This is a genomic window from Shewanella sp. AC91-MNA-CIBAN-0169, assembly GCF_040310165.1.
In the GTDB taxonomy this organism is placed as follows: domain Bacteria; phylum Pseudomonadota; class Gammaproteobacteria; order Enterobacterales; family Shewanellaceae; genus Shewanella.
In genome coordinates this window covers 397520-420299 of the sequence record NZ_JBEOPM010000001.1, presented here as the reverse complement: position 1 = coordinate 420299, position 22780 = coordinate 397520, and the positions used below count along the sequence as shown (strand labels likewise).

Below are 22780 nucleotides of genomic sequence, written 5' to 3'. Positions count from 1 at the left end.
TTTGTACATTATTGCAAGTTAATAAGGAGGGTCTCATGATAAATTTAAGACGTTCAGGGCAAGATTCAACACGTAAACCAATGTGGATTAAAACTATTTTACTGTTAAGTGGCTTAGTACTACTTGCATCTTGTGCAACAAAACCAAAGCAAGATTATGACGTTAATTATGATTTTTCAACACTCAAAACATTCAACCAACTCACTGTAAAGCAAACAGATGATCCGTTAACTGCAGATCGCATTAATGATGATATTAAACAATCATTACTTAGCCAAGGTTATGTATTTAAAGCCGATAATGCCGACTTTGTAGTGAACTATGCTTTTGTGACTGAAAACAAAGAAAAAGATTCAGGATTATCTATTGGCTTAGGTTCGGGTACTTGGGGGTCTGGTGGCGGTATTAGTCTTGGCACCAGTATTGGTATCCCGCTAGGCAGTGACACCGCTAAAACTCAAACCATTCAAATTGATATTATCGATCCCACAGATAAACGCCTCATTTGGCGTGGTAATGGTCAGTACCACTTTGACGAAGGTGGTGAAGATAAAGCCAAAGGTATTAATCAAACGGTTGCTGCTATTTTGGCGCAATTTCCACCCAAAAAATAATCTACCATCGATTTAGCCGCAACTTACTCATAAGTGAATTGCGGCTTATTCAAATAGAGACTACCGCTCAGCTAAGCGACTAAACACAAAAATCTATTTAGCAATTTGCCACTACACGGTAAACTAGCCATCACACTACTTTATTGACCCAGTTGAAATGACGACAGAAACATATAACCAAGCTTTATTAACACTTGCGCTAGCTGGAATAGAAGCCATAAACACCTCCGCTTCACAGCACAAAGCGGTCAGAACGCCAGCACAAGAAAGCCATTTTTTATGTAACTGGATGGTTGAGTCGTTAAAAACAAAACGTTTTTCAAAACTAATGGCCGACGACTTAACGGCCTGGATCCGTCAAGCGCGTAGTCAAGGAGCTGGGGCTCAACTAAAACGATTATTAATCTGTATTGCCGATCAATACCAACAGGCTAACAACAGTGACATCGCTACAGGTGTTGGGCTTAATAACATGTTAGCGGGGCTCACAGCACAAGAATGGGTAGTGATCACCGATACCGATATTGATGCAAAACTGAAACTCGACAGTGATGGTAAATCCAGTTTAATTATCTCAGCAAAAGATTTTAATCAACACATTGTAGATGACAAAATAGTAAAACCCATCTCAATGTACATTCGGGGAGATGAAAAGCTGGTGGCTCGTTTAGCGCTAGAGCAAGGTATATTACTCAGTCCAGGCAATAAAAAAACCTCATTAATCAAACACCATAAAACTTACGTATTAATGCCAAGCAATTTACACCAGAGTTTATGCTTATTGTGTCTTGATCTATATTAAGTATTAAAAGTTGGTGTAGTATTAATACAACGGTAAGAATAAGGAAACACCATGAAAAAATGCTTTATTGCACTCACCTGCCTTGTGATGTTTTTTTGTGGTCCCACCGTTCAAGCGAACACAGCGCTGAAGTACAACGTCAACGCTTCAAGCAGTTGGGTGCCCTACTACATTACAGAATCGCCAAAAGAGCCTGGAATATTAGGGGAGTTGGTTCCGTTACTGCTTGCCAAAGCTAATATTGAAATTGAAAAACACAATTTTCCGCCGAAAAGAACAAACTATGCACTCGATAATGGCTTATTAGACTTTGACTTTGTGAGCCCTGGTTGGTTTCCTAATCAAGAATTAGGCACACTTTTTGTCCAGTCAAACCCCATTATCGCTATCCAAGAAAACATTATTACCTTAGAAGAAAAAGCCAACGATTGGCAAAGTATTGATAACATTAAAGGTAAAGAAATAGGCACAGTACGTGGTTATTTGTACCATGATGATGCTGAATTTATTCGAGTCGATTTTACTTCTGAACGCGACCTCATAAGAGCACTTTATAAAAATCGCGTTGGTGCTGCTATATCTGGTGATTTACCGGCGTTGTATTGGGCCAAAAAACTCAACAACCCAATTACCCTCGCTGCTATTCATTCAAAAGGCCACTTAGTTATGCGCCTTCGTAAAGAGCATGCGGCCTTACTTCCACAAATTAATGCCGCTATAGCAGAACTTGAACTAAATGGTACAACTCAAAGCATTATCGACAAATACACCAAGCAAGATATATTTAATCAATAATTCAATAAGACAATTACGCTAAAACGGGTTTACGCTGTAGCCTTCGTGGGCTAATACTGCATGTGCAGTTAACGCGGATAATGCCATGGTAACGCCAGGTAATAAGTCTTGTGGTGTAATGCCGTAATATGCAGCTGTTTGACCACACACATAAAACCTAACTTGATTATTAATCAGCTGCGCAATTAAATCTTTATTAGCATTCTTTTGCCCTGCATTAAGTTGCTGATAAAAACTGTCCTTAGTCATATCATTAGCCGCTTTACCGTGCACCACCATCGCAACTGAAATGTCCTCAAGCTTAACCCCAGCAGCGACGTGCATATTAATAAAGCGCGCCAGGGTATCGATACCACGGTTTAACTCTGCAGGTTTAGATGCACTACCTAGATCAAAAGCGACTTTAAACTTCATACCGGCTGGTATGACTAAGCCGCTATTTACGTCAGCCACTTTGCCATAGTCTTTAATCACAGAACCCGATTTAAATGCATCAATACCCGCTGTTGCCGTAAATGATGAACATGCAATTAACGTCACTATTGTCGATGTAAACAGGTTTTTACTCATTGAACGTAAACCGAGTTTCATTATGTTGATATTCCTTATATCTATTTTTTATACTTACTCTAGCACAGATTAACGCTTAGGTTTTAGGCTGTTTCTGAGTATAATTGTCACTTAAATAATATGAACACTGAGTGATATGTCAATCCGCCCAATTACCGCTACAGACTGGCCCGCTATTATGGCGATACAAGCACAATGCTATGTCGAACTCACGCCAGAATCGCTATCTGTCATGCAGAGTAAATGGCGATCTTCGCCCGCTAGCTGTGTGGTGTTTGAACAACAAGGTAACGTGCTAGCCTACGCGCTCGTTCATCCTTGGTTGCAAGGCGATGCCCCATCGCTGGATACCGAGATAAGTGGCCAGATTAATGCCGATAGCTGGTATTTACATGACATGGCCATCTCACCCAACGCTCAAGGTTTAGGCATAGGTAAAAAGCTGTTTAATCATATCGTCAATCAGGCTAAATCAGCGGCGGTTAATGGCATTGGGCTAGTGGCTGTGCAAGGTGCACAAACTTATTGGCAGCAACAAGGGTTTACACCAAGCACCACCTCAGCAAAACTGACAAAGTCACTCGACAGTTATCCTGCTGGTGCATGTTACCTGTATTTATCCTTATCATAAGGTCTATCTCATGCCCATCTGTCATCACCATTGGTTTATTGTGTTATACCAATCCTATTAAATATGTGCTCTTTCAGCGGGAGTTCAAAGTGCTGTAGGCAAGGCAGATGATTGAAGCGAATAGTGATTCTCGGTAACAAGCTCCTGCGTTACTCTACCTCCAGCATCCATGCCGTCGTATTTTGAAAACATCTAACGCAGCATAAAGTACTTTGAAACCCGCCAGAATGGAGTCTCTCAGGTATTCCACTTCTGTGTTGCATCGATTTAAAAGGGAACAACCATTTCTACATCAATGCGCCTTGAATTGAAAAACCTGAGAGACTCTGAACTGAGCAGATATTTAATGAGATTGGTATTAGTTATATCTTCATGACTTTTGCTTGATATGGTCATTTAAAAACCTTAAATAGCAAACCCTGGATTATCGCGGCTTTAGTGAGCAGAGGTATCGTCTTATTCGAATATTTATTGCAAGTTCCTGCGAATCGTCTTGGTTATACCGTGATTAACGTGGGACAATTAAAGATTGTGCAAGAGGTCATCACCTTATGTGTATTTATCCCTTTTGCCGTTAGGTATCTCAAACACCCCTTAAACCTTAACTGTTTATAGGCTGGGTTATGCCTTTTAGGTGCCGTATTATTTATATTTAAAAGTGAATTACATTAATTTCAGGAGTTCTCCATGGCGCGCCAAGTGATCTATACATTTAAAGGCCAAACCAAAACTATCGCCTTTAGCTATGACGTACATCATGATCTTTATGAAGCAGCAGCTGAAGCTGAAGGGATTGATTTAAAAAAGTTTCTAATCTTGGAAAAGCAAATTGCGTTAACGTCCAAAAAAGGCGCTAAAGCAGAGAAAGAATTTCGTAAAACCGAGTTTGCACGTTTTGGTTTTACGAGTATCAAATTTGTTCGTGAAGATGATGAGATTTAATCATTTTGGTTTACGTAAGGGCTAACTATGTTGAATTCAGATCATGCTAATTTCCCACGAGCGAGTTTTGTTCGACGTTTAGGTGCAATGGCGTATGACTCAATGCTTGCTATTGCCGTTTATATGTTTGCTGGTGCGTTAGGTTTTGGGTTTTTCTTTGGTCTGCAGAGCACCGGACTTATCGCGATGGGTGAGTACGAGCATGTGTCAGACTTGCTCAACAACACCCCGCTTTACCATGGTATTTATCAATTTTGGATAGCCATTTGTGTTGGTGGGTTTTACGCCATGTTTTGGAGCAGAGGTGGACAAACTTTAGGTATGCGAGCTTGGCGACTTAAGGTTCAGCACCCTAATGGTCAGAACTTAAGTTTTATTACGGCCTGTGCTCGCGTCATTTGGTCTTTATTAGGTGTTGGTAATCTGTGGATTATCATCAATGCTGATAAGTTAGCACTACAAGACATGATGACTCGTTCTGAGGTTGTCGTGTTATCAGTAGAAGCCAATCAAATGCGTAACTGGCGTGGTGCATAAATAAGTCACATACCAAACTAACTTACCTGCAAAACGAATAAACACGCATCAAACAAGTAATAAAAATGGCAACCCTTGGGTTGCCATTTTTATATACATTTTCACTTTCACTTTCACTTTCACTTTCACTTTCAATATAGACTAAACAACCAATTGATTATTTACGAATATAATACAAAGCTAAGCCAGTAAATAACATGCTGGGCGCAATTGCACCCACCGCCGCTGGCAATTCATATACTATGCTCATCGGGCCAAATATCTCATTACTGATATAAAAGCTAAATCCTGCCACAACACCCAGTAGTACACGAGCTCCCATGGTCACCGTGCGTAACGGTCCAAACACAAACGATAATGCCACCAGCATCATCACAGCTACCGTTACCGGCTGCATAACCTTGCGCCATAAAGCCAGTTCATAACGACTAGGATCTTGTTGGTTAACCTTCAAATAATCGAGGTAGTCAATTAAGCCGCTAATGGATAATGCCTCTGGCTTAACCGACACTACACTCAACTTATCTGGTGTTAACGAAGATTGCCACACATCAGTATCAAGGTGATCACGAATAACCCGATCATCTTTAACCGTGGTATTTTCAACCACAGATAACTGCCAAGCATCGTCAATAAATACCGCGGTATTCGCATGGGTCACTCGGGTTAATTCTTGTTGATCGTTAAACTCATATAAACTGATGTTACTGAGCGTATTAACGTCTTGAACCTCACCAATATTAACGAATAAATCACCATCTTTTGCCCAAATACCACGATGAGACTTAATCAAACTGCCACCGGATATTTTAGTCGCTTGAAGCTCTTTTGCGCTTTTCTCCGCAATGGGTGCGCCCCACTCTCCCAGCGCCATGACCATAATCATCAACGGAATAGCCGTTTTCATCGCAGATTGAGTGATTTGTAAACGTGACATGCCAGAAACTTGCATCACCACTAATTCAGAGTTTGATGCCAGCATGCCCATACCAATTAACGCACCAAGCAGTACCGCCATTGGGAAAAACATTTCAATATCACGTGGCACTAAAAACAGCACGTAAATACCGGCATCTAGCATGGTATAAGCACCGCGCCCGACCAAACGTAATTGATCAACCCACTTAATGATGCCTGATAGCCCAGTCAAAATAAGTAAACACAAGCCTGATGTACTCACGATCATACGGGCGATATAAAGGTCTAATATTTTCATGCCGTCACCTGCTTACGTTTAAATAAGCCTAAGAACTTCATCCCTGTCGGGCGCTCTTTAATAAGTAACAACAATCCTAATAACAGCGCAAAGCCATGGATCCACCACATGCCTAAATACTGCGGCACCACCTCATCTTGCAGGGCTTTTCGGCCTGCAATCATTAATCCAAAGTAACCTAAATACAGCAAAATAGCGGGACCCATTTTAGCAAACTTACCCTGGCGAACATTAACCCGCGCTAACGGCACCGCAATCAAGGTCAATAATGGGATCGCGATAGGGATAGCTAAGCGCCATTGAAATTCAGCTGCAGCTTCAGGTCCTGGAGTATCCAATAATTGATCAACTGGCATTGCAGATAATTTACGTCGCCGCTCATCCACTTCCTGTTCTTTAATCTCCATTTTATAACCACCAAACTCAATCACTTGCAGTTCGAGTGATTTAGGACTGCCCTGATAACGGAAGCCTTTTTCAAGTTGTAACTGTTGGCTGCCAATATTATCTTCAATCACACGACCTTTATTAGCGACGACAATATTTGTCAGGCCATTTTCATCTTCAGGATCAGGAAGCTGCGCCACAAAAACTTTATCTAAGCTATTGTCTTTATTTATTTTTTCAACAAACAAAACGGCTCGACCATTCGGACTAGCTTGAAAACGACCTTGCGTTAAGGCTGCTAATCCAGCTTCAGATTGGGCTTTTTCTAATACCTGATTCTGACGTTCTTCGGCCCAAGGTCCGACATAAACCGACAAATAAGCTGTGAATAATAAATTGGCAAAAGCAAGCAATAGGGTTACTCGAGTGACATACCATTCACTCACGCCGACGCCATGCAATACCACCATTTCATTTTCAGCATACATTCGCCCATGAGCTAATAATATTGCTAAAAAGAAGCTCAGCGGTAACACTAATACCGTCAATTGAGGCAGATTTAGCCCTAATAATGTCATCACTAACGAAGCGGGGAATTCACCATCAGATGCATCGGCTAACACGCGCACAAATTGTTGACTAATAAAAATAGTTAACAGCACCAAAAGTACCGCAAATTGTGCTTTTAAAACTTCACTAATAAGATATCTAAATACAATCACAAGTAGGATCCGGTGGCTAAACTTATCTTTTTACTGGTATCAGAGCAACTTTCATGTAAACTGTCTACTTTCAGCAGTTTTGCTAGTTTTCTGACCAGCGCGGAAGGTGCTTTGGGGTCATGGTTAACATCTATTTTGGCTGTCAATTTACGCCTCTTTTTCGTTAATAATCCCAAACAGTTATCACCTTTTCGTTGATTATATGCCAGATGGCCTAATGCAAACATTATCTAATAAATATAAAAATTTGTCTTTAAGAATCTAGGAGTGCTCATGGAGTTTAGCGTAAAGAGCGGCAGCCCAGAAAAACAACGTTCAGCCTGTATCGTTGTCGGCGTGTACGAACCTCGCCGTCTGTCTGGTATCGCAGAGCAATTGGATAAAATCAGTGAAGGTTACATTAGTAACCTACTTCGTCGGGGTGACCTTGAAGGTAAACCAGGGCAAATGTTGCTATTGCATCACGTACCAAACGTACTAAGCGAACGTGTTTTACTGGTTGGTTGTGGCAAAGAGCGTGAGTTAGACGAGCGCCAATACAAACAAATTATCACAAAAACCATCAGTACCCTAAATGAAACCGGTTCAATGGAAGCTGTGTGCTTCTTAACTGAACTGCATGTCAAAGGCCGCGACACCTATTGGAAAGTTCGCCAAGCCATTGAGAGCACCCAAAATAGTCTGTATTCGTTTGATGCATTAAAAACCCGTAAAGGCGAAACTCGTCGTCCATTACGTAAAATGGTATTCAACGTGCCTACACGCCGTGAACTCACCATTGGTGAGCGCGCAATTGAACACGGAACTGCCGTATCTGCTGGTATGCATTTATGTCGTGACGTGGCCAACATGCCGCCTAACATTTGTAACCCTGCGTATTTGGCATCTCAAGCGCGTCAAATGGCTGAAGTGTATGAAAACCTTAAAGTCACGACGATAGGCGAAGAGCAAATGGCCAAGTTGGGCATGAACTCTTACCTTGCTGTGGGTCGTGCTAGTGCCAATGAATCTATCATGACTGTGATGGAATATCAGGGCGCCGTTGACAGTACTGAAAAGCCAATTGTCCTTGTCGGTAAAGGGTTAACCTTTGACTCTGGCGGGATTTCATTAAAACCTGGCGAAGCCATGGATGAAATGAAATATGACATGGGTGGCGCTGCTGGTGTTATTGGCACCATGAAAGCATTGTGTGAAATGAAATTGCCTATCAACGTTATTGGTGTATTAGCTGGTTGTGAAAACATGCCTGCTGGTAACGCATATCGTCCAGGCGACATTTTAACCACTATGTCGGGCCAAACGGTTGAAGTGCTGAATACCGATGCCGAAGGTCGTTTAGTGTTATGTGATGTATTAACCTACGTTGAACGCTTTGACCCTGAATTAGTGATTGATACCGCTACCTTAACCGGTGCTTGTGTTATTGCATTAGGTAAGCACGCTTCTGGTTTATTCAGTTCGCATAACCCGCTTGCACACGAAATGCTAAATGCTGGTGAGCAAAGTGGTGACCGCGCATGGCGCATGCCGTTATGGGATGAATACCAAGACATGCTAGACAGCCCATTTGCTGACATGACTAACTTAGGTGGTCGTCCGGCTGGTTCGATTACTGCAGCGTGTTTCTTGTCTCGCTTTACTAAAAAGTACAACTGGGCGCATTTAGATGTCGCAGGTACAGCTTGGAACAGCGGTGCAAACAAAGGCTCTACTGGTCGTCCGGTACCCATTTTAAGCCAGTTCTTAATTAATCGTGCTGGTGTTGAAATTAGCGAATAAGTATTAACTTTGGCGCATATTAAAGGGTAAAGCTTAAGGCTTTACCCTTTTTTTATTGTGGAAGACGTCAATACATTAACCTGTAAAGTAAACTCTCAAAACCATCTGTACTAGGCTAACCATTGACGATGTAACTGCTCTTCATCGCCTAAATAATCCAATACCCAAGCCAGCGCGGGTGACATTTGTTCATCATTCCACGCCAAACAGCAGGCGCTAGGTTGTTTAACTCTATGGAGCGTTTTACAGACTAACTTACCTGACTCAATTAACGGTCCAGCCAAATGCTGCGGCATGTAGCCTATCCCTAAACCTTCGACAAAACAGTTAATAGCACTGTGCCAGTCGGGCACCACTAAGCGTCGTTGACTGTTTAACAACCACGTAATCCGTTTAGGAATATCACGAGAGGTATCTTCAAGACAAATAGACGGAAAAACACGTAACTCATCATCATGAAGTGGACCCATAATATTTGCCAATGGATGATCAGGGCTGACCACAAACAGCCAATCAATATTGCCCATATTAGTGAATTTAAATGCCCCACCGACTGGATTTGCGGTTGTCGCACCAATGGCAATATCACTTCTTCCTGCGGCAAGCGCTTCCCATACGCCATTAAATACTTCAATCCGAATAATCAGCTCAACATCTTGAAACTGTCTATAAAAATCTGCAATTAACGCATGAACGCTATCCGTTCTCACAATATTATCCAATGCAATAGAGAGCATAGGCTTCCAGCCATTAGCCACTCGTTGGGTGTCTCGTTTCATTAACTCCATTTCGTTAAGAAACTGACGAGCTTTGACAGCGAAATGCCTTCCTGCTGGGGTTAAGCTGACACTGCGATGATGGCGAGTAAATAACTCGACTCCCAGTTCAGTTTCAATTTGTTTGACTGAATAACTTATCGCTGACGGTACTTTGTGCAATTTTTTCGCAGCTGCGGTAAAACTGCCCGTTTGGGCGACAACGTCTATTAGCTCAAAAACTTGCTGTGAAAGCATATCAATTTAACTCGTTAGAAAATGTACGGTAACAGCACAAGATGAATAACGCATTCGAGGTTTCATATTGAACTTAAGCCATACCCCCTAGGATCCTTTAATTACATCTTGGTATCAATACTTTTGATAGCAACTGTCAAAAATAAACGTTTCCAGCTAATTTAGTAAACCATTAAGCTAGCGGCCTTTATTGAACTGACGAAAATAGATATGCCTAATTTGAACAATAACAATATATTAATCAACACAAAACAAACAAATATAACATTCTATTTGTTTCTGTTTTATTTAGCCTTACTGAGTATGTTAGGTTTTGTCGCTACCGACATGTACCTGCCATCATTCAAATCTATTGAAGGGACTTTTAATGCAAGTACCTCAGAAGTGGCCATCTCGTTAACCAGCTTTTTGGCTGGCCTCGCTATCGGACAGTTATTGTATGGGCCGTTAGTGCATAAAATAGGTAAACGGAATTCACTGTTTGCGGGTCTAAGCCTGTTTATGCTGGCAAGTGCACTCATTGCGTTCAGTGACAGCATGTTGATGATGAATATTGCCCGCTTCTTCCAAGCCATTGGTGCTTGCAGTGCAGCCGTTATTTGGCAAGCGATTGTGATAGAACAATACCCAGCCGATAAAGCTCAAAATATTTTCTCTAATATTATGCCTTTAGTGGCATTGTCTCCAGCATTAGCGCCCATTGCTGGCGCACTAATACTGAATAGTTTTGGTTGGCGTGCGGTGTTTATTAGCTTATGTATCATTGCAGTATTACTCATTGCCATGACGTATTTTTTTGTGCCAAAAGAAAAAGCTAGCGTACACAAAAGCAAAACTCATATCCGCTATAAGCAACTACTGACCAATACCCAATATCTAGGTAATGTAGTAATTTTTGGTGCGTGTTCTGGGGCTTTTTTTGCTTACTTAACGTTGTGGCCTGCAGTGATGGAGCAGTATGGTTACGCCGCGACAGAAATTGGTTTAAGTTTTATTCCCCAAACCATCATGTTTATTGTCGGTGGCTACTCAAGTAAATTACTGATCCGCAAATTTGGCACCAAAGGCAGCCTAAACTGTTTACTGATATTGTTTGGTTTGTGTGTTGCGGCCATTTTCACCTCCAGTGTGATCCTCGATACAGAAACAATATTGCCACTGCTCATTGCATTCTCTTTGCTAGCAGGAAGCAATGGCGCTATTTATCCTATTGTGGTCAATAATGCTCTGCAAGAGTTCAGCAATAACGCGGCTAAAGCTGCAGGATTACAAAACTTTTTGCAGATTACTATCTCTTTTGGGGCATCAAGTCTGGTGGCAATTTGGGCAAGTGCGGGTGATAACGCTATTGGTTGGGGAATTCTGGCCTGTTCAGTATTGGTTGCCGTTGGCCACATAATTAAAAGCCATGATTCTTGGGCACAAATACATCAGAATTTTACCTTTCCTGATCCAGCAAGATTATCTCAAGCCTCAACTAAAAATGACCAGTAACCGTGGTCTGGCGATAAAATAACGCCTTATATGATGAGGTTATAAATTTGTCTATAACTTCATCATATGCTAGGTTATTTATTGAACAATTTAATGTTCTAATTAATCATCAAATTAACAATCACAAGGAATGGGTTGAATGACGCAACACAACCGCTTGATAATGTCATTAGCGTTGGCAAACCAATAAATGAAACGCTTGCCTTTAACGCTTTATATCATCTTCCTCAGCGTTTGCTTTGCACTCACGCCAACGGGCGAGCTATTTGCAAAAGACCATCCGCAAGTTCGATTTATCACCCATCCTTTACCCCCATTTAGTTATCTTGACAATGATCTTTTAAGCGGTTTTTCTATCGATATTGTTCAAGCGATGATGCAACATACCCAGCACACAGCCAACATTGAAATGTATCCCTTTAATAGAGCATTTCAGATATTGAAATCACAACCAAACACTGCGTTGTTTGTCATTGCTAAAAGGCCAGAAAGAGAAGTAAACATGAAATGGGTAGGTCCCATTATTAGCAGCGGAGTGTATTTTTACCAAAAACGTAATTCCGGACTCTCATTAGCATATTTAGAAGACTTAAAACGTGTCCGAAATGTTGGTGTAGTACTGGGTAATGCTGATCACACCTATTTGGATTCCCAAGGATTCACTAACCTCAGTACTGATAAATCCCAATTACAATCGCTCAAAATGCTCAGTTATGGCCGAGTTGATGTTGCGCCAATGAGCGAACTAGTGATGCCATTTTTGGCAAAAGCAGCCGATATCGATATCAACTCAATAGAACGTACCCCGATTAAGTTATACGACTCTACCTTGTATATCGCATTTTCAAACGACACTTCTGATGAGGTTATTGCACTATGGCAGCAAGCATTTGATGAGTTAAAATCATCAGGTATGTACCAGACCATTTATCAAGATTATTTTCCAACTGATACCGATATTGCTAAGCGATAACGGATCATTAATTTCCAATACATAACAACTGCAATAGATAATTTTTACTATCGAATTTTCGTTATCCGCTAAATATGCTTAATGCAATATCCCCAAAAGATCCTCTCTAAACCAAACTGACTAAGAATAAACAATGATTAACTTGTTACATGTAAGTAACAAATTTAATATAAAACCCAAAATAGCTTAAATGTATAATTTAATGAAATAAAACTCACTGAAAGGAATGTTCAGATGAAGGCGATGAAAGTCATACTCATTTCAATAGTCAGCGCGTTGGCGCTTTTTGGGTTAATGGCTATTTTATTGGGCTGGCTACTCAGTTCCATGTGCGGTAATAACGTTTACACCGAATCACTTTCATTAGATAAAATGTACAAGGCTGTTATCTTTGAAAGAAGTTGCGGTGGCGCTTCTGGCTACTCAACTCAAATATCAATCATAAAAGCTGACGAGCAACTGTGTGACAATTGTGCTGGCGACGTGTTCGTTGCCAATGACCATCCTAACGATAATAAACTCAACTTAGTCTGGTTAGGACAACAAGATTCTGACGACCAACAACTGCAAATTCATATTCCAGCTGATATCGTAATTGAGACTCAAGAAACGACTTGGTCCTCTTGGTTTGACAGTATCGATATTTCCTACCCTGTATTTGACCATTACCCATTAGCCTGTGAACAAACGCCGCAACCTAAAGCGTGTCAGTTTGTGACAAATGATCAGAAACTTATTGATGTGTTAATCAAGTATGAAGGCTTTAAAAACCATAAAGCACTGGCTGTATCGGTTAACGATATGGGTAATGTTAGATATGGATACGGTTATGGTTATGGTTATGACTCAATGTTAAAAGCACAACGCAGAGCTTTAAAAGAGTGCACCAAAGGGACTAGTCCTACTCATGTAAAATGTGAGTTAATCCGTTAAGGCAAACCAATGCGATTTGAACCCAAACAACACAAAACACATTTAATTGATAATCAGAAAATAGATGTCTATTACAATCGTGTCACCACCCGTTTTAGCTTATCCATAAATCAGCAACAGGTTTATAGTCGACTACTGCTGTTAAGCCCATGGCGAAAGCAACAAATCCTTATAAACAACACGCCATACAACTTAACCATCATTTGGTTTTTATTGTGGCGATCCAGTTTAACCCCTACTCAGCAGTCAGACCGCCATCCTACAATTATAGAACTTCTGCCTGAACGGCGTAGAAAATCCATTATGATCGCGATATATTTAGGATTAATTAGCAGTATTAAACTGACGCTAGGGATATTAATCTATTCCAACGTCATATGAATATCGCATCACGAGGCCATTAACCCGCAGACGATTTTAGTGTAAACTCGAGCACAACTTATTAACCTGTTATAAGCATCACCACATGACTCAAGCCTTGTTTTACCTTATGCCTGATAATCATAATCAAATGAGTGCATTAGATGCGCTCTATTTAGCTGCTTGCAGGTTAGCTGAACAACAATATCGTCAACAAAAAACCGTCTACATTCACTGCAAAGACAAACAGCAAGCTTATGCCATTGACGAATTACTGTGGCAATTTGAGCCAAACGCCTTTGTACCACACAACTTAAAAGGTGAAGGCCCAGTAACAGGTGCACCTGTGGAAATAGGTTTTGATACCTTAGGGCCAAATAAAAGTCGCCAAGTTCTGATTAATCTTGCAGACCAAATGCCCAGTTTTGCGGTAAACTTGCCCCATATTATCGATTTTGTCGCTAATGATGACGAACTTAAGCGCATTGCTCGCAATCGCTACCGTCAATATCAGAATGTAGGCATTACGCCCAGCACTCAAGCATTAGCTGAATAAACACTTAATTTAGATAGAGAACATAACGCTCCTATGGAAAAAACTTACAACCCAAAGTCTATCGAACAAGCCCTTTACCAAAACTGGGAAGAGCAAGGTTACTTCAAGCCGCATGGTGATGAATCAAAAGGCAATTACTGCATCATGATCCCGCCACCGAATGTAACCGGTAGCTTGCACATGGGTCATGCCTTCCAAGACACCATCATGGATACCCTTACCCGCTTTGAGCGGATGAAAGGTAAAAATACCTTATGGCAAGTCGGCACCGACCACGCGGGTATTGCGACTCAAATGTTGGTTGAGCGTAAGCTTGAAGCCGAAGAAGGTAAAACTCGCCATGATTTAGGCCGTGACGCCTTTATTGATAAAGTGTGGGACTGGAAAGAACAATCTGGTGGCACGATTACCAAACAGCTTCGCCGCATGGGCGCATCGGTTGATTGGGATCGCGAACGTTTCACTATGGATGAAGGCTTATCAAAAGCGGTTCAAGAAGTGTTTGTTCGTCTATACGATGATGAGCTCATTTATCGTGGTAAGCGCCTAGTTAACTGGGATCCAAAGCTACACACCGCCATTTCAGACCTTGAAGTTGAAAACAAAGAGAAGCAAGGCCACATGTGGCACTTCCGCTATCCTTTGGCCCAAGGCGCATTAACAGCCGACGGTAAAGATTACCTAGAAGTGGCCACTACGCGCCCAGAAACCATGTTAGGTGACAGCGCAGTAGCCGTACATCCAGATGATGAACGTTACCAGTCATTAATTGGTAAATTCATTCTATTGCCTATCGTTAACCGTTTAGTGCCGATTGTTGCCGACGATTATGTCGACATGGAGTTTGGAACCGGTTGTGTAAAAATCACTCCAGCCCATGACTTTAACGACTATGAAGTCGGTAAACGTCATCAACTGCCTATGTACAACATCTTCACCTTAGATGCCGCCGTACGCAGTTTTGTTGAAGTGATTAATACTGATGGCACCCCAAACAAAGGCGTCGAGATGGCCTTGCCAGAGCGTTATGTTGGCCTCGATCGCTTTAAAGCCCGTGATGCTATCGTGGCTGAATTTGACAGCTTAGGTCTACTTGAAAAGGTCGCTCCGCACGGCTTAAAAGTACCTTATGGCGATCGCTCTGGTGTGGTGATTGAACCATTACTAACCGACCAATGGTACGTGGCTGTGCAGTCAATGGCTAAAACAGCCATTGAAGCAGTAGAAACTGGCGAAATTAAGTTTGTACCGCAGCAATACGAAAACATGTACTTCTCATGGATGCGCGATATTAAAGACTGGTGTATTTCGCGCCAGTTATGGTGGGGACACCGTATTCCAGCTTGGTACGACGAAAACGGCAAAGTCTACGTTGGTCGTAACGAAGCAGAAGTGCGCGCTAAACATCAATTTGCTGACTCTGTGGTACTACGTCAAGACGATGACGTATTAGACACTTGGTTCAGCTCAGCATTATGGACATTCTCAACTTTAGGTTGGCCAGACAATTTAGAAGATTTAAAAACCTTCCACCCAACCGACGTTTTGGTTACCGGTTTTGACATCATCTTCTTCTGGGTTGCCCGCATGATCATGATGACCATGCATTTCATTAAAGATGAAAACGGCAAGCCACAAGTGCCTTTTAAAACCGTTTACGTTACCGGTCTTATCCGTGACGAAGTCGGCAATAAAATGTCAAAGTCTAAAGGTAACGTACTTGATCCATTAGACATGATTGACGGTATCGAGCTTGAAACCTTAGTTGAAAAGCGCACTGGCAACATGATGCAGCCGCAACTTGCCGCGAAGATTGAAAAGAGTACCCGTAAAGAATTTGCCGACGGCATTGAAGCTCATGGTACTGATGCTCTGCGCTTTACCTTAGCAGCAATGGCATCAACTGGCCGCGACATCAACTGGGACATGAAACGTCTTGATGGTTACCGCAGTTTCTGTAACAAGTTATGGAATGCGTCACGTTACGTGTTAATGAACACTGAAGTGCAGACGGATCCTGATAGCGATGAAGCGGGCGAGCCTTTAGATTGCGGTCAATTGTTAGTTGATGGCAAACCAGGTGCGATGGAATTGTCGTTAGCCGATCGTTGGATCATTGGTTTGTTTAATCAAACCGTGAAAACCGTTGAAGACCACATGGCCGCTTTCCGTTTCGACTTAGCCGCTAACACCTTATACGAGTTCACTTGGAATCAATTCTGTGACTGGTATTTGGAATTAACCAAGCCTGTTATGCAAAATGGCACTGAAGCGCAAATGCGCGGCACTCGCCACACTTTGGTCAATGTGCTTGAAAAAATGCAGCGTCTAATGCATCCATTTATGCCGTACATTACTGAAACGATTTGGCAACGTGTCAAACCGTTAGCAGGCGTAACTGGCGATACCATCATGCTAGCATCATTCCCAACTTATCAAGCAGATCAAGTTGATGCGACCGCGATGGCCGATCTTGAATGGGTTAAGCAAGTGATTGTGGCTGTACGTAATATTCGTGCTGAACTTAATATTGCCCCATCAAAGCCGCTTAATGCGTTACTGCGTGGTGTGAGTTACGAAGATCGTATTCGTCTTGAAGCAAACCAAACATTCTTTGCAAGTTTGGCTAAACTCGAAACGATGACCATTTTATCTGAAGGTGAAACGGCGCCAATGTCGAGCACTCAGTTAGTCGGCAATATGGAGCTATTAATCCCAATGGCAGGTTTGATCGATGTAGGCGCAGAAATGGCCCGTATCGATAAACAGTTAGAAAAGCTTGCTCAAGAGATTGCCCGTATTGAAGGTAAATTATCTAATCAAGGTTTTGTGGCTAAAGCCCCTGCTGCGGTAATTGATAAAGAACGCGCTAAAATGACCGATTTAACTCGTGACATTGAAAAGTTAAACGAACAAAAAGTCGAATTAGCTAAGATTTAACGGCAACCATAAGTTGTTGTCTTAAGGTTTACTTTGTTTAACAAAGCACTCTTCAAAAAAACCAGCGAATAACTCGCTGGTTTTTTATATTCGTTGATGTGACCCATGGCGATAATATTAGGTTTATTTGGTTCAAAATTGAAACTTTGATATCTCAACTTACATTTTTGGTGTATAAGCTTCGGCCAATATCATCATTCTATCTAATGGGTCAAAACCATGTCTGATAAATACTTTTTTAAAGGTCGTAGAACCCCTAAGCCAGCTTATGGTGAAAGTGGTTATAACACCAAACGTGCCGCCAAACTGGGCACGGAAGCGTTACCGTTAATATTGTCAGTTCAAACCGAAGCTCGCCAACATGAAGTGGCTGCTATGGTCGCTGAACAGCAACTCTTTGCTAATATCACTATTGATGCAGATAAGCCTGAAAACATTGTTGATTTAACTGGTTTATTGAATAAACCCAAAGCGGTTACTTCTGAAGCTAAGCCAAACCGCAATGATGCTTGCCCTTGCGGCAGTGGTAAAAAGTACAAAAAGTGTTGCGGTGCTTAAACCAAAATACCAACGTTAGGCTCGTTGGTCACTAACGGGCCAATGATTAAATATTGAAGCGGATCTTACGATCCGCTTTTTTATTGCCTTTAGATTGTTAGCGTTAACGTTGTATACACTTAACAGTCGAGGCTTACCTATGTAACCACATCACAAATTCACAAATGAGCGGCACTCTGGGCGGATCACTTATGGATAGGGTTTGGTATTAATCACGAACTTAGGTAAAGTGTCAGCCTTTGTTATAAAAATGAAACAGACCATAAAATAAAAGGGTGACTTATGAGCACTAATTCGCACTCAGACAATGATTTGAGTGAAGTAAAACAGTTAGGCATGTGGGCCGCGATCACCAGTTTAGGCTATATATTTTGGCTTGTCGGTGGTATGGAGCTAATAGAACGCATTGCCTATTATGGTGTCAAAGCCAGTGCTGGCTTATACGCTAAAGCGCCAGTATCACAAGGCGGACTGGGCATTAATTTAAGCGATTACGGTATTATTATATCCGTGTGGGCGTTGCTACAAACCTTCGTACCAGTGCTAACTGGCGGAATTTCTGACCGTGTCGGTTACAAAGAAACCATTTTCGTTTCTACCATCATCAAAATCTGTGGTTATTTAACCATGGCATTCTTCCCTAGCTTCTGGGGTTTTCTCGCTGGCGCCATGTTGCTAGCCATGGGTACAGGGGTATTCAAACCTGGTATTCAAGGCACTTTAGTACTGTCAACCAACCGAAATAATACTTCAATGGCTTGGGGCATTTTTTACCAAGTGGTTAACATCGGTGGATTTTTAGGTCCATTGGTGGCGGTACATATGCGTCAATTATCTTGGGATAACGTGTTTTACGCCTGTGCAGCCATTATTTCGTTTAACTTTTTATTCTTATTGGCTTACAAAGAGCCCGGCAAAGCTGAGCGCTTAGAGCGCGCACGCCAAGTGAAAAATGGTGAAATCACACAAGAAGCACTGTGGAAGGATGCCTTAAGAGAACTAAAGAAACCTGTGGTGATTTACTACATGCTGGTATTTGCCGGTTTTTGGTTTTTATACAACTCATTATTTGATGTACTGCCTATTCACATTGCGGAATGGGTTGATACCAGCGTCATTGTCACCTCCTTATTTGGCCCAGAAGGCACCAGCAGCGGCATATTGCAGTTTTGGCTAGGGTTGAATAATGACGGTACCAAAGTGATGCCAGAGGGCATGCTTAACCTCAACGCGGGGATGATCATGACCACTTGCTTTATTGTTGCTGCGCTTACGGCTAAATATCGCATTACCACCACCATGTTTGTCGGTTGCTTATTGAGTATTTTAGCCATTGCCTTGGTCGGTGCATTTAATGCGGCTTGGATGATTGTATTGGCTATTGCCATGTTCTCTGTCGGCGAAATGATGATCAGCCCAAAGAAAAACGAGTTTATGGGTAACATCGCACCTGAAGGTAAAAAAGCCATGTATTTAGGCTTTGTCATGCTTCCTCAAGGCATAGGTTGGACGTTAGAAGGTTATTTCGGCCCTAAGCTTTATGACATGTACGCGTCAAAAGAACGCATCGCCCGTGAAGCGCTATCTGAACATGGTATGAACTTAACCGATATTGCTAACATCCCTCAAGGTGAAGCATTTAGTCGCTTAGTCAGTACCACAGGTCAAGACCCACAGGCATTAACCCAAGCTTTATATCAAGCCAACAATATCGGCATGGCTTGGTATATTATCGCCGCCATTGGGATTATTTCTGCAGTAGGTATTTTCATCTACGGAAAATGGCTATTAAGGATGCAGCGCCAACAAGTGGCTTAGTTGAGCGAATTGTAGAGTACTTACCATAAAGTACCAGTTTGATAAAAGGGAAGCTGCAATGCTTCCTTTTTGTTTGTCCCCAAAAATAAGTCGATAAATTTTAATAGCATCGTAATAAAATCGTCCTAATCGTTAACTTGTATCTTATTTACTTCCCTCCCAATAGCTTCTTGTTCATTAACTCGGTACGACTAACTTACCCTGTTTATTACTTATCCGGTTCAATATCGATTGATAGATCATATTCCTCAAATTGCACGTGCCACACTACAGCCGAATACCTCAGCATCAATGAGTTACACGTCGATGTGTCGGAATAATTAAACCATAGTTTGTTGTGGATAAAATGCCACCGCATTAGATGATTCAGTTGACTTTAATATGTGATTAGCTTCAATTAAATTGCAACAACTCAAGTTATTTGCATTGGCTGGATTGAGCAGATTTGATTAGGTTGGGTAATAAATGATGCAAAACGCTATCTTTTTTCGAGGGCTAGACTGGTAACGGATGATCATTCAGTGCGTATTCACTTAATGTCAAATGAATAAAAAAAGGGAGGCATTGCTGCCTCCCTCTTACTTACTTTCTTAAGTGATGATTAAGAAGTTATCTAGATATTTAGTGCGCTGCACCAGAGTGAACTTTATCAAGACCGTAAGTTTTACCTTCAGCATGACAAGTTGCGCAAGACTCAATTGGTACACCGGCAGCAGACATTACGCTATCACCAGCAACTGTCGCACCATTACTCTTGAAGTGAGCTAGAGCAGCAGCACCAGAGTGAGCGTGACAACTACGACATGCTTCAGCGACAGGAGAAATAAATTCGCCACCACTGATTGCAATTGCAGTTCTGCCAGATGTTAACGTACCAGTGCCAGAGAAGAATGGCATAGCATCCCCTGCAGCATTCGCATCTTTATGACAAGCTTGGCAATTTGTTTTAGTTGCAGGATAGTTAACCCAAGTTTCACCATCTGTACCTAAGTAAATGCCAGCACCTGTGCTACCTGCAAACAAACCACTGTGGAAGCGATGTGCTACGGTCACTAGATCACGGTTGTTATAAGTTAACCCTTCAACAACTTCAAACGTAGGTTCGCCATCAGCATCTACACCAGCTTGCTTGTAAACATCTGCATGGTAAGAACCTGCATAGTTGTTGTTATGACAATCAGCACATTGTGTAAAGTTAGTCACACCATGGTTAGGTGATTTAACGTGAGACAAGTTGTCATGACAAGCATTACATTTAGCTTCGTCAGCTGTTGTACGGTCGTTACCAGCCTGTGTAGGTGAGGTATAAGCTGTCAACTCAGGACTAACGAAACGTAGATTGTCCTCAGTTAATACGCCTTTAGCCGCAACTGCATCAAACATAAAGTACTTAGTGACGATGTTAGCTGGAACAGGTACATCACAAGCACCAGTATCGGTTCCTGCACCTTCAGCTAGTTTGGTATTAACAACAACCATATCGGTCGTTGTATTACCACACATATTCATTTCTGAAGTAACTGAAAGTATTTGGCCGTCTAACTGATTAGGTGTAAGTGCTTTAGTTAAGGTTAACTTGCCACTTTGAACCACAAACATTTCTGGATTAGAAGCTGTATTGATACTTAATCCACGCACATAATCGCCATTGCCATCAAGTGTACCGATTAAAATATCATCACCTGATTTAGCTTTGTTTAAGTACTGAGTTAAATCAGTACCATCAGCCGCAACCACACCATTTAATTTAACATCAATGATGACAGTTAATACGTCTGACGCGACTTCAGCAGAAGCAACCTCTAGTACCAAACCATTTTCAAAGGCGGCACGGCGATCAACACTGTGAGCTTCGATTGGGCTTAAACTACCTGCGCCATGACAACCAGAACAAACAGCGTCACTAGCAGGAACGATACCTCTGTGGTTAACACCAGTCGTTAAATCAACATCAACGTGACATGATAAACAGGCTTCAGCATAGACATTATCGTTCCACTGTGTGCCATTATCATGACAAACAGTACATTCATTTAACTCAGCAGGAAATCCAACTCCACCAAACATTTCTTTGGCTTCACCAGTCAACTTGTCAGCAATATGATGACCAGCATGAATGGTATGGATCATGGCATTGAAGTTAACGTTAAAACCAACTTCAGGATCGTCTTGTCCACCAGCATAAGCAGGATTATGACAAGCTACACAATTTTCAACTTTTTGGTAATTATGATGAGCACCAATGTTGGCAATACGCATATCAGTATCAGCGTAACCTTCCATTGGGCTATGACATCTAATACATGCTGCACTAGACACAGCATCTTTTGCAGAAACAGCAAGTTCGCCAGTAGCAGGAATAAAATCTACTGGAGTTGATAAAATCTTATCACTTACTGCTGTACCATCAGCCATCGTAACGTCATAGGCACGAATAAACACACGGACTAAATCGTTTGCATCACCACTTGCTAATACCACAGGCGCATTACCATCATGTGCCCAAGTACCAGTATAAGTACCAGGATTAGCAGTATCTTCTGTTAACGTACATGCATTTACCACAGAACCATCACGCGCTGTAGTGCTACCGGTTAAGTTACAGTACATGCTGCTACCAAAATCATTGGCAAGTGCATGGTTTGTCCACAACATTGGTGCGCCAGTGTCAGTAGCATTAGCTGATTGACTGGTCACGTATAACGCAACTTTATCAAGCCCAGTGTATGGAACGTCCGCTCCGCCACTTCCTTTACCTGTTACAGTAAATTTAACGTTAAATGGATCAGCACCTACTACGACGATATCCGTAGGAGCCAGTGTTAAGGTAAAGTCATAGGCATTTTCAACTGTTGTAACAACCGAACCAGCTGGAGTACCAGGCGTGCCAGGTGTTCCATCTGTACCCGCGGCACCAGCAGCTCCGTCAGCACCATCACTGCCGTCAGAACCACAACCGGTCACACCTAACGCTGCAATAAACGCTGCAGCAAGTAATGTTCTATTATATTTTTTCATTTTAAATCCCCCGATTTAAATTTGTAGGTTTTACGCATCTAAAATATAAGGAAATAGAACAAAACACCCGTCTACAGTGGTAAACCTGTGAGGTTTGGTTACAAATTCGTTAACAGTAA

The 22780-nt window shown here is 41.8% G+C and carries 19 protein-coding genes and 1 pseudogene; 15 read left to right on the top strand and 5 right to left on the bottom strand.

Annotated elements, in window-relative coordinates; translation table 11 throughout:
- Window positions 1–80: 80 nt before the first annotated feature.
- The 3 genes from AAEY98_RS01775 (at window position 81) to AAEY98_RS01765 (ending at window position 2211) form a co-directional block, all read left to right on the top strand.
- Window positions 81–614 (top strand): DUF4136 domain-containing protein, encoded by a 534-nt coding sequence (locus tag AAEY98_RS01775; protein ID WP_162024288.1) that lies wholly within the window; start codon window positions 81–83, stop codon window positions 612–614.
- 157 nt (window positions 615–771) lie between these two features.
- On the top strand, window positions 772–1416 hold the full coding sequence (locus tag AAEY98_RS01770) for a DUF2913 family protein (protein ID WP_351011114.1): 645 nt from the start codon (window positions 772–774) through the stop codon (window positions 1414–1416).
- A gap of 51 nt (window positions 1417–1467) precedes the next feature.
- Entirely contained in the window at window positions 1468–2211 is a 744-nt protein-coding gene (locus AAEY98_RS01765; protein WP_351011112.1) for a substrate-binding periplasmic protein, read from the top strand.
- Window positions 2212–2229: 18 nt separating this feature from the next.
- Here AAEY98_RS01765 and AAEY98_RS01760 read toward each other — a convergent pair whose 3' ends face one another.
- Window positions 2230–2802, bottom strand: a complete 573-nt coding sequence (locus AAEY98_RS01760; RefSeq protein WP_350995847.1) for a DsrE family protein — start codon at window positions 2800–2802, stop codon at window positions 2230–2232.
- A 115-nt stretch (window positions 2803–2917) separates the two neighbouring features.
- Here AAEY98_RS01760 and AAEY98_RS01755 point away from each other — a divergent pair, with 115 nt between their 5' ends.
- The 4 genes and pseudogenes from AAEY98_RS01755 to AAEY98_RS01740 all read left to right on the top strand — a co-directional run bounded on the left by AAEY98_RS01755 (window position 2918) and on the right by AAEY98_RS01740 (window position 4891).
- Window positions 2918–3412: a GNAT family N-acetyltransferase gene (locus AAEY98_RS01755; RefSeq protein WP_351011110.1), complete on the top strand. Its 495-nt coding sequence runs from the start codon at window positions 2918–2920 to the stop codon at window positions 3410–3412.
- 372 nt (window positions 3413–3784) lie between these two features.
- Window positions 3785–4027, top strand: a pseudogene (locus AAEY98_RS01750) (DMT family protein).
- A gap of 72 nt (window positions 4028–4099) precedes the next feature.
- The gene (locus tag AAEY98_RS01745; protein ID WP_011636402.1) at window positions 4100–4354 is read left to right on the top strand and encodes a DUF2960 domain-containing protein; all 255 of its coding nucleotides are present in this window, start codon (window positions 4100–4102) and stop codon (window positions 4352–4354) included.
- 27 nt (window positions 4355–4381) lie between these two features.
- Window positions 4382–4891, top strand: coding sequence for an RDD family protein (locus AAEY98_RS01740; RefSeq protein WP_101085820.1), 510 nt, complete (start codon window positions 4382–4384; stop codon window positions 4889–4891).
- A gap of 157 nt (window positions 4892–5048) precedes the next feature.
- Here AAEY98_RS01740 and lptG read toward each other — a convergent pair whose 3' ends face one another.
- A complete protein-coding gene (gene lptG, locus AAEY98_RS01735; RefSeq protein ID WP_101085821.1) occupies window positions 5049–6107 on the bottom strand; it encodes an LPS export ABC transporter permease LptG in 1059 nt (352 codons plus the stop codon).
- Window positions 6104–7216, bottom strand: a complete 1113-nt coding sequence (gene lptF / locus AAEY98_RS01730) for an LPS export ABC transporter permease LptF (protein WP_101085822.1) — start codon at window positions 7214–7216, stop codon at window positions 6104–6106. Before lptF ends, lptG begins: the two co-directional genes overlap by 4 nt.
- Window positions 7217–7489: 273 nt before the next feature.
- Here lptF and pepA point away from each other — a divergent pair, with 273 nt between their 5' ends.
- The gene (pepA, locus tag AAEY98_RS01725; protein ID WP_182771658.1) at window positions 7490–8998 is read left to right on the top strand and encodes a leucyl aminopeptidase; all 1509 of its coding nucleotides are present in this window, start codon (window positions 7490–7492) and stop codon (window positions 8996–8998) included.
- 110 nt (window positions 8999–9108) lie between these two features.
- On the opposite strand, the gene punR is transcribed toward pepA, so the two are convergent.
- A complete protein-coding gene (gene punR, locus AAEY98_RS01720) occupies window positions 9109–10011 on the bottom strand; it encodes a DNA-binding transcriptional activator PunR (RefSeq protein ID WP_351014701.1) in 903 nt (300 codons plus the stop codon).
- A gap of 210 nt (window positions 10012–10221) precedes the next feature.
- On the opposite strand from punR, the gene punC reads away from it, so the two are divergent.
- The 7 genes from punC to AAEY98_RS01685 all read left to right on the top strand — a co-directional run bounded on the left by punC (window position 10222) and on the right by AAEY98_RS01685 (window position 19643).
- Entirely contained in the window at window positions 10222–11505 is a 1284-nt protein-coding gene (punC, locus tag AAEY98_RS01715) for a purine nucleoside transporter PunC (RefSeq protein WP_351014699.1), read from the top strand.
- 190 nt (window positions 11506–11695) lie between these two features.
- The gene (locus tag AAEY98_RS01710) at window positions 11696–12478 is read left to right on the top strand and encodes a substrate-binding periplasmic protein (RefSeq protein ID WP_182744837.1); all 783 of its coding nucleotides are present in this window, start codon (window positions 11696–11698) and stop codon (window positions 12476–12478) included.
- A 234-nt stretch (window positions 12479–12712) separates the two neighbouring features.
- Window positions 12713–13411, top strand: a complete 699-nt coding sequence (locus tag AAEY98_RS01705) for a hypothetical protein (RefSeq protein WP_351014697.1) — start codon at window positions 12713–12715, stop codon at window positions 13409–13411.
- Between the two features lie 466 nt (window positions 13412–13877).
- Window positions 13878–14327 carry a DNA polymerase III subunit chi gene (locus AAEY98_RS01700; protein ID WP_011636391.1) on the top strand — a complete coding sequence of 150 codons (450 nt, stop codon included), beginning with the start codon at window positions 13878–13880 and terminating at the stop codon, window positions 14325–14327.
- 33 nt (window positions 14328–14360) lie between these two features.
- Window positions 14361–17267, top strand: coding sequence for a valine--tRNA ligase (locus AAEY98_RS01695; RefSeq protein WP_351014695.1), 2907 nt, complete (start codon window positions 14361–14363; stop codon window positions 17265–17267).
- A 219-nt stretch (window positions 17268–17486) separates the two neighbouring features.
- Complete coding sequence (locus AAEY98_RS01690) at window positions 17487–17825, top strand: PBPRA1643 family SWIM/SEC-C metal-binding motif protein (protein ID WP_011636389.1); 339 nt, start codon at window positions 17487–17489, stop codon at window positions 17823–17825.
- A gap of 282 nt (window positions 17826–18107) precedes the next feature.
- On the top strand, window positions 18108–19643 hold the full coding sequence (locus tag AAEY98_RS01685) for an MFS transporter (protein ID WP_162022493.1): 1536 nt from the start codon (window positions 18108–18110) through the stop codon (window positions 19641–19643).
- A gap of 621 nt (window positions 19644–20264) precedes the next feature.
- Here AAEY98_RS01685 and AAEY98_RS01680 read toward each other — a convergent pair.
- Window positions 20265–22661, bottom strand: a complete 2397-nt coding sequence (locus AAEY98_RS01680) for an OmcA/MtrC family decaheme c-type cytochrome (RefSeq protein ID WP_351014693.1) — start codon at window positions 22659–22661, stop codon at window positions 20265–20267.
- Between the last annotated feature and the right edge of the window lie 119 nt (window positions 22662–22780).

Bases quoted from the DNA above. Each gene is read 5' to 3' on its own strand.
- AAEY98_RS01745 (WP_011636402.1), top strand. From the start codon at position 4,100: ATGGCGCGCCAAGTGATCTATACATTTAAAGGCCAAACCAAAACTATC.
- AAEY98_RS01770 (WP_351011114.1), top strand. From the start codon at position 772: ATGACGACAGAAACATATAACCAAGCTTTATTAACACTTGCGCTAGCT.
- AAEY98_RS01685 (WP_162022493.1), top strand. From the start codon at position 18,108: ATGAGCACTAATTCGCACTCAGACAATGATTTGAGTGAAGTAAAACAG.
- AAEY98_RS01700 (WP_011636391.1), top strand. From the start codon at position 13,878: ATGACTCAAGCCTTGTTTTACCTTATGCCTGATAATCATAATCAAATG.
- AAEY98_RS01680 (WP_351014693.1), bottom strand. From the start codon at position 22,661: ATGAAAAAATATAATAGAACATTACTTGCTGCAGCGTTTATTGCAGCG.
- AAEY98_RS01765 (WP_351011112.1), top strand. From the start codon at position 1,468: ATGAAAAAATGCTTTATTGCACTCACCTGCCTTGTGATGTTTTTTTGT.
- AAEY98_RS01755 (WP_351011110.1), top strand. From the start codon at position 2,918: ATGTCAATCCGCCCAATTACCGCTACAGACTGGCCCGCTATTATGGCG.
- pepA (WP_182771658.1), top strand. From the start codon at position 7,490: ATGGAGTTTAGCGTAAAGAGCGGCAGCCCAGAAAAACAACGTTCAGCC.
- AAEY98_RS01740 (WP_101085820.1), top strand. From the start codon at position 4,382: ATGTTGAATTCAGATCATGCTAATTTCCCACGAGCGAGTTTTGTTCGA.
- AAEY98_RS01710 (WP_182744837.1), top strand. From the start codon at position 11,696: ATGAAACGCTTGCCTTTAACGCTTTATATCATCTTCCTCAGCGTTTGC.
- punC (WP_351014699.1), top strand. From the start codon at position 10,222: ATGCCTAATTTGAACAATAACAATATATTAATCAACACAAAACAAACA.
- AAEY98_RS01775 (WP_162024288.1), top strand. From the start codon at position 81: ATGTGGATTAAAACTATTTTACTGTTAAGTGGCTTAGTACTACTTGCA.
- punR (WP_351014701.1), bottom strand. From the start codon at position 10,011: ATGCTTTCACAGCAAGTTTTTGAGCTAATAGACGTTGTCGCCCAAACG.
- AAEY98_RS01695 (WP_351014695.1), top strand. From the start codon at position 14,361: ATGGAAAAAACTTACAACCCAAAGTCTATCGAACAAGCCCTTTACCAA.
- lptG (WP_101085821.1), bottom strand. From the start codon at position 6,107: ATGAAAATATTAGACCTTTATATCGCCCGTATGATCGTGAGTACATCA.
- AAEY98_RS01760 (WP_350995847.1), bottom strand. From the start codon at position 2,802: ATGAAACTCGGTTTACGTTCAATGAGTAAAAACCTGTTTACATCGACA.
- AAEY98_RS01690 (WP_011636389.1), top strand. From the start codon at position 17,487: ATGTCTGATAAATACTTTTTTAAAGGTCGTAGAACCCCTAAGCCAGCT.
- AAEY98_RS01705 (WP_351014697.1), top strand. From the start codon at position 12,713: ATGAAGGCGATGAAAGTCATACTCATTTCAATAGTCAGCGCGTTGGCG.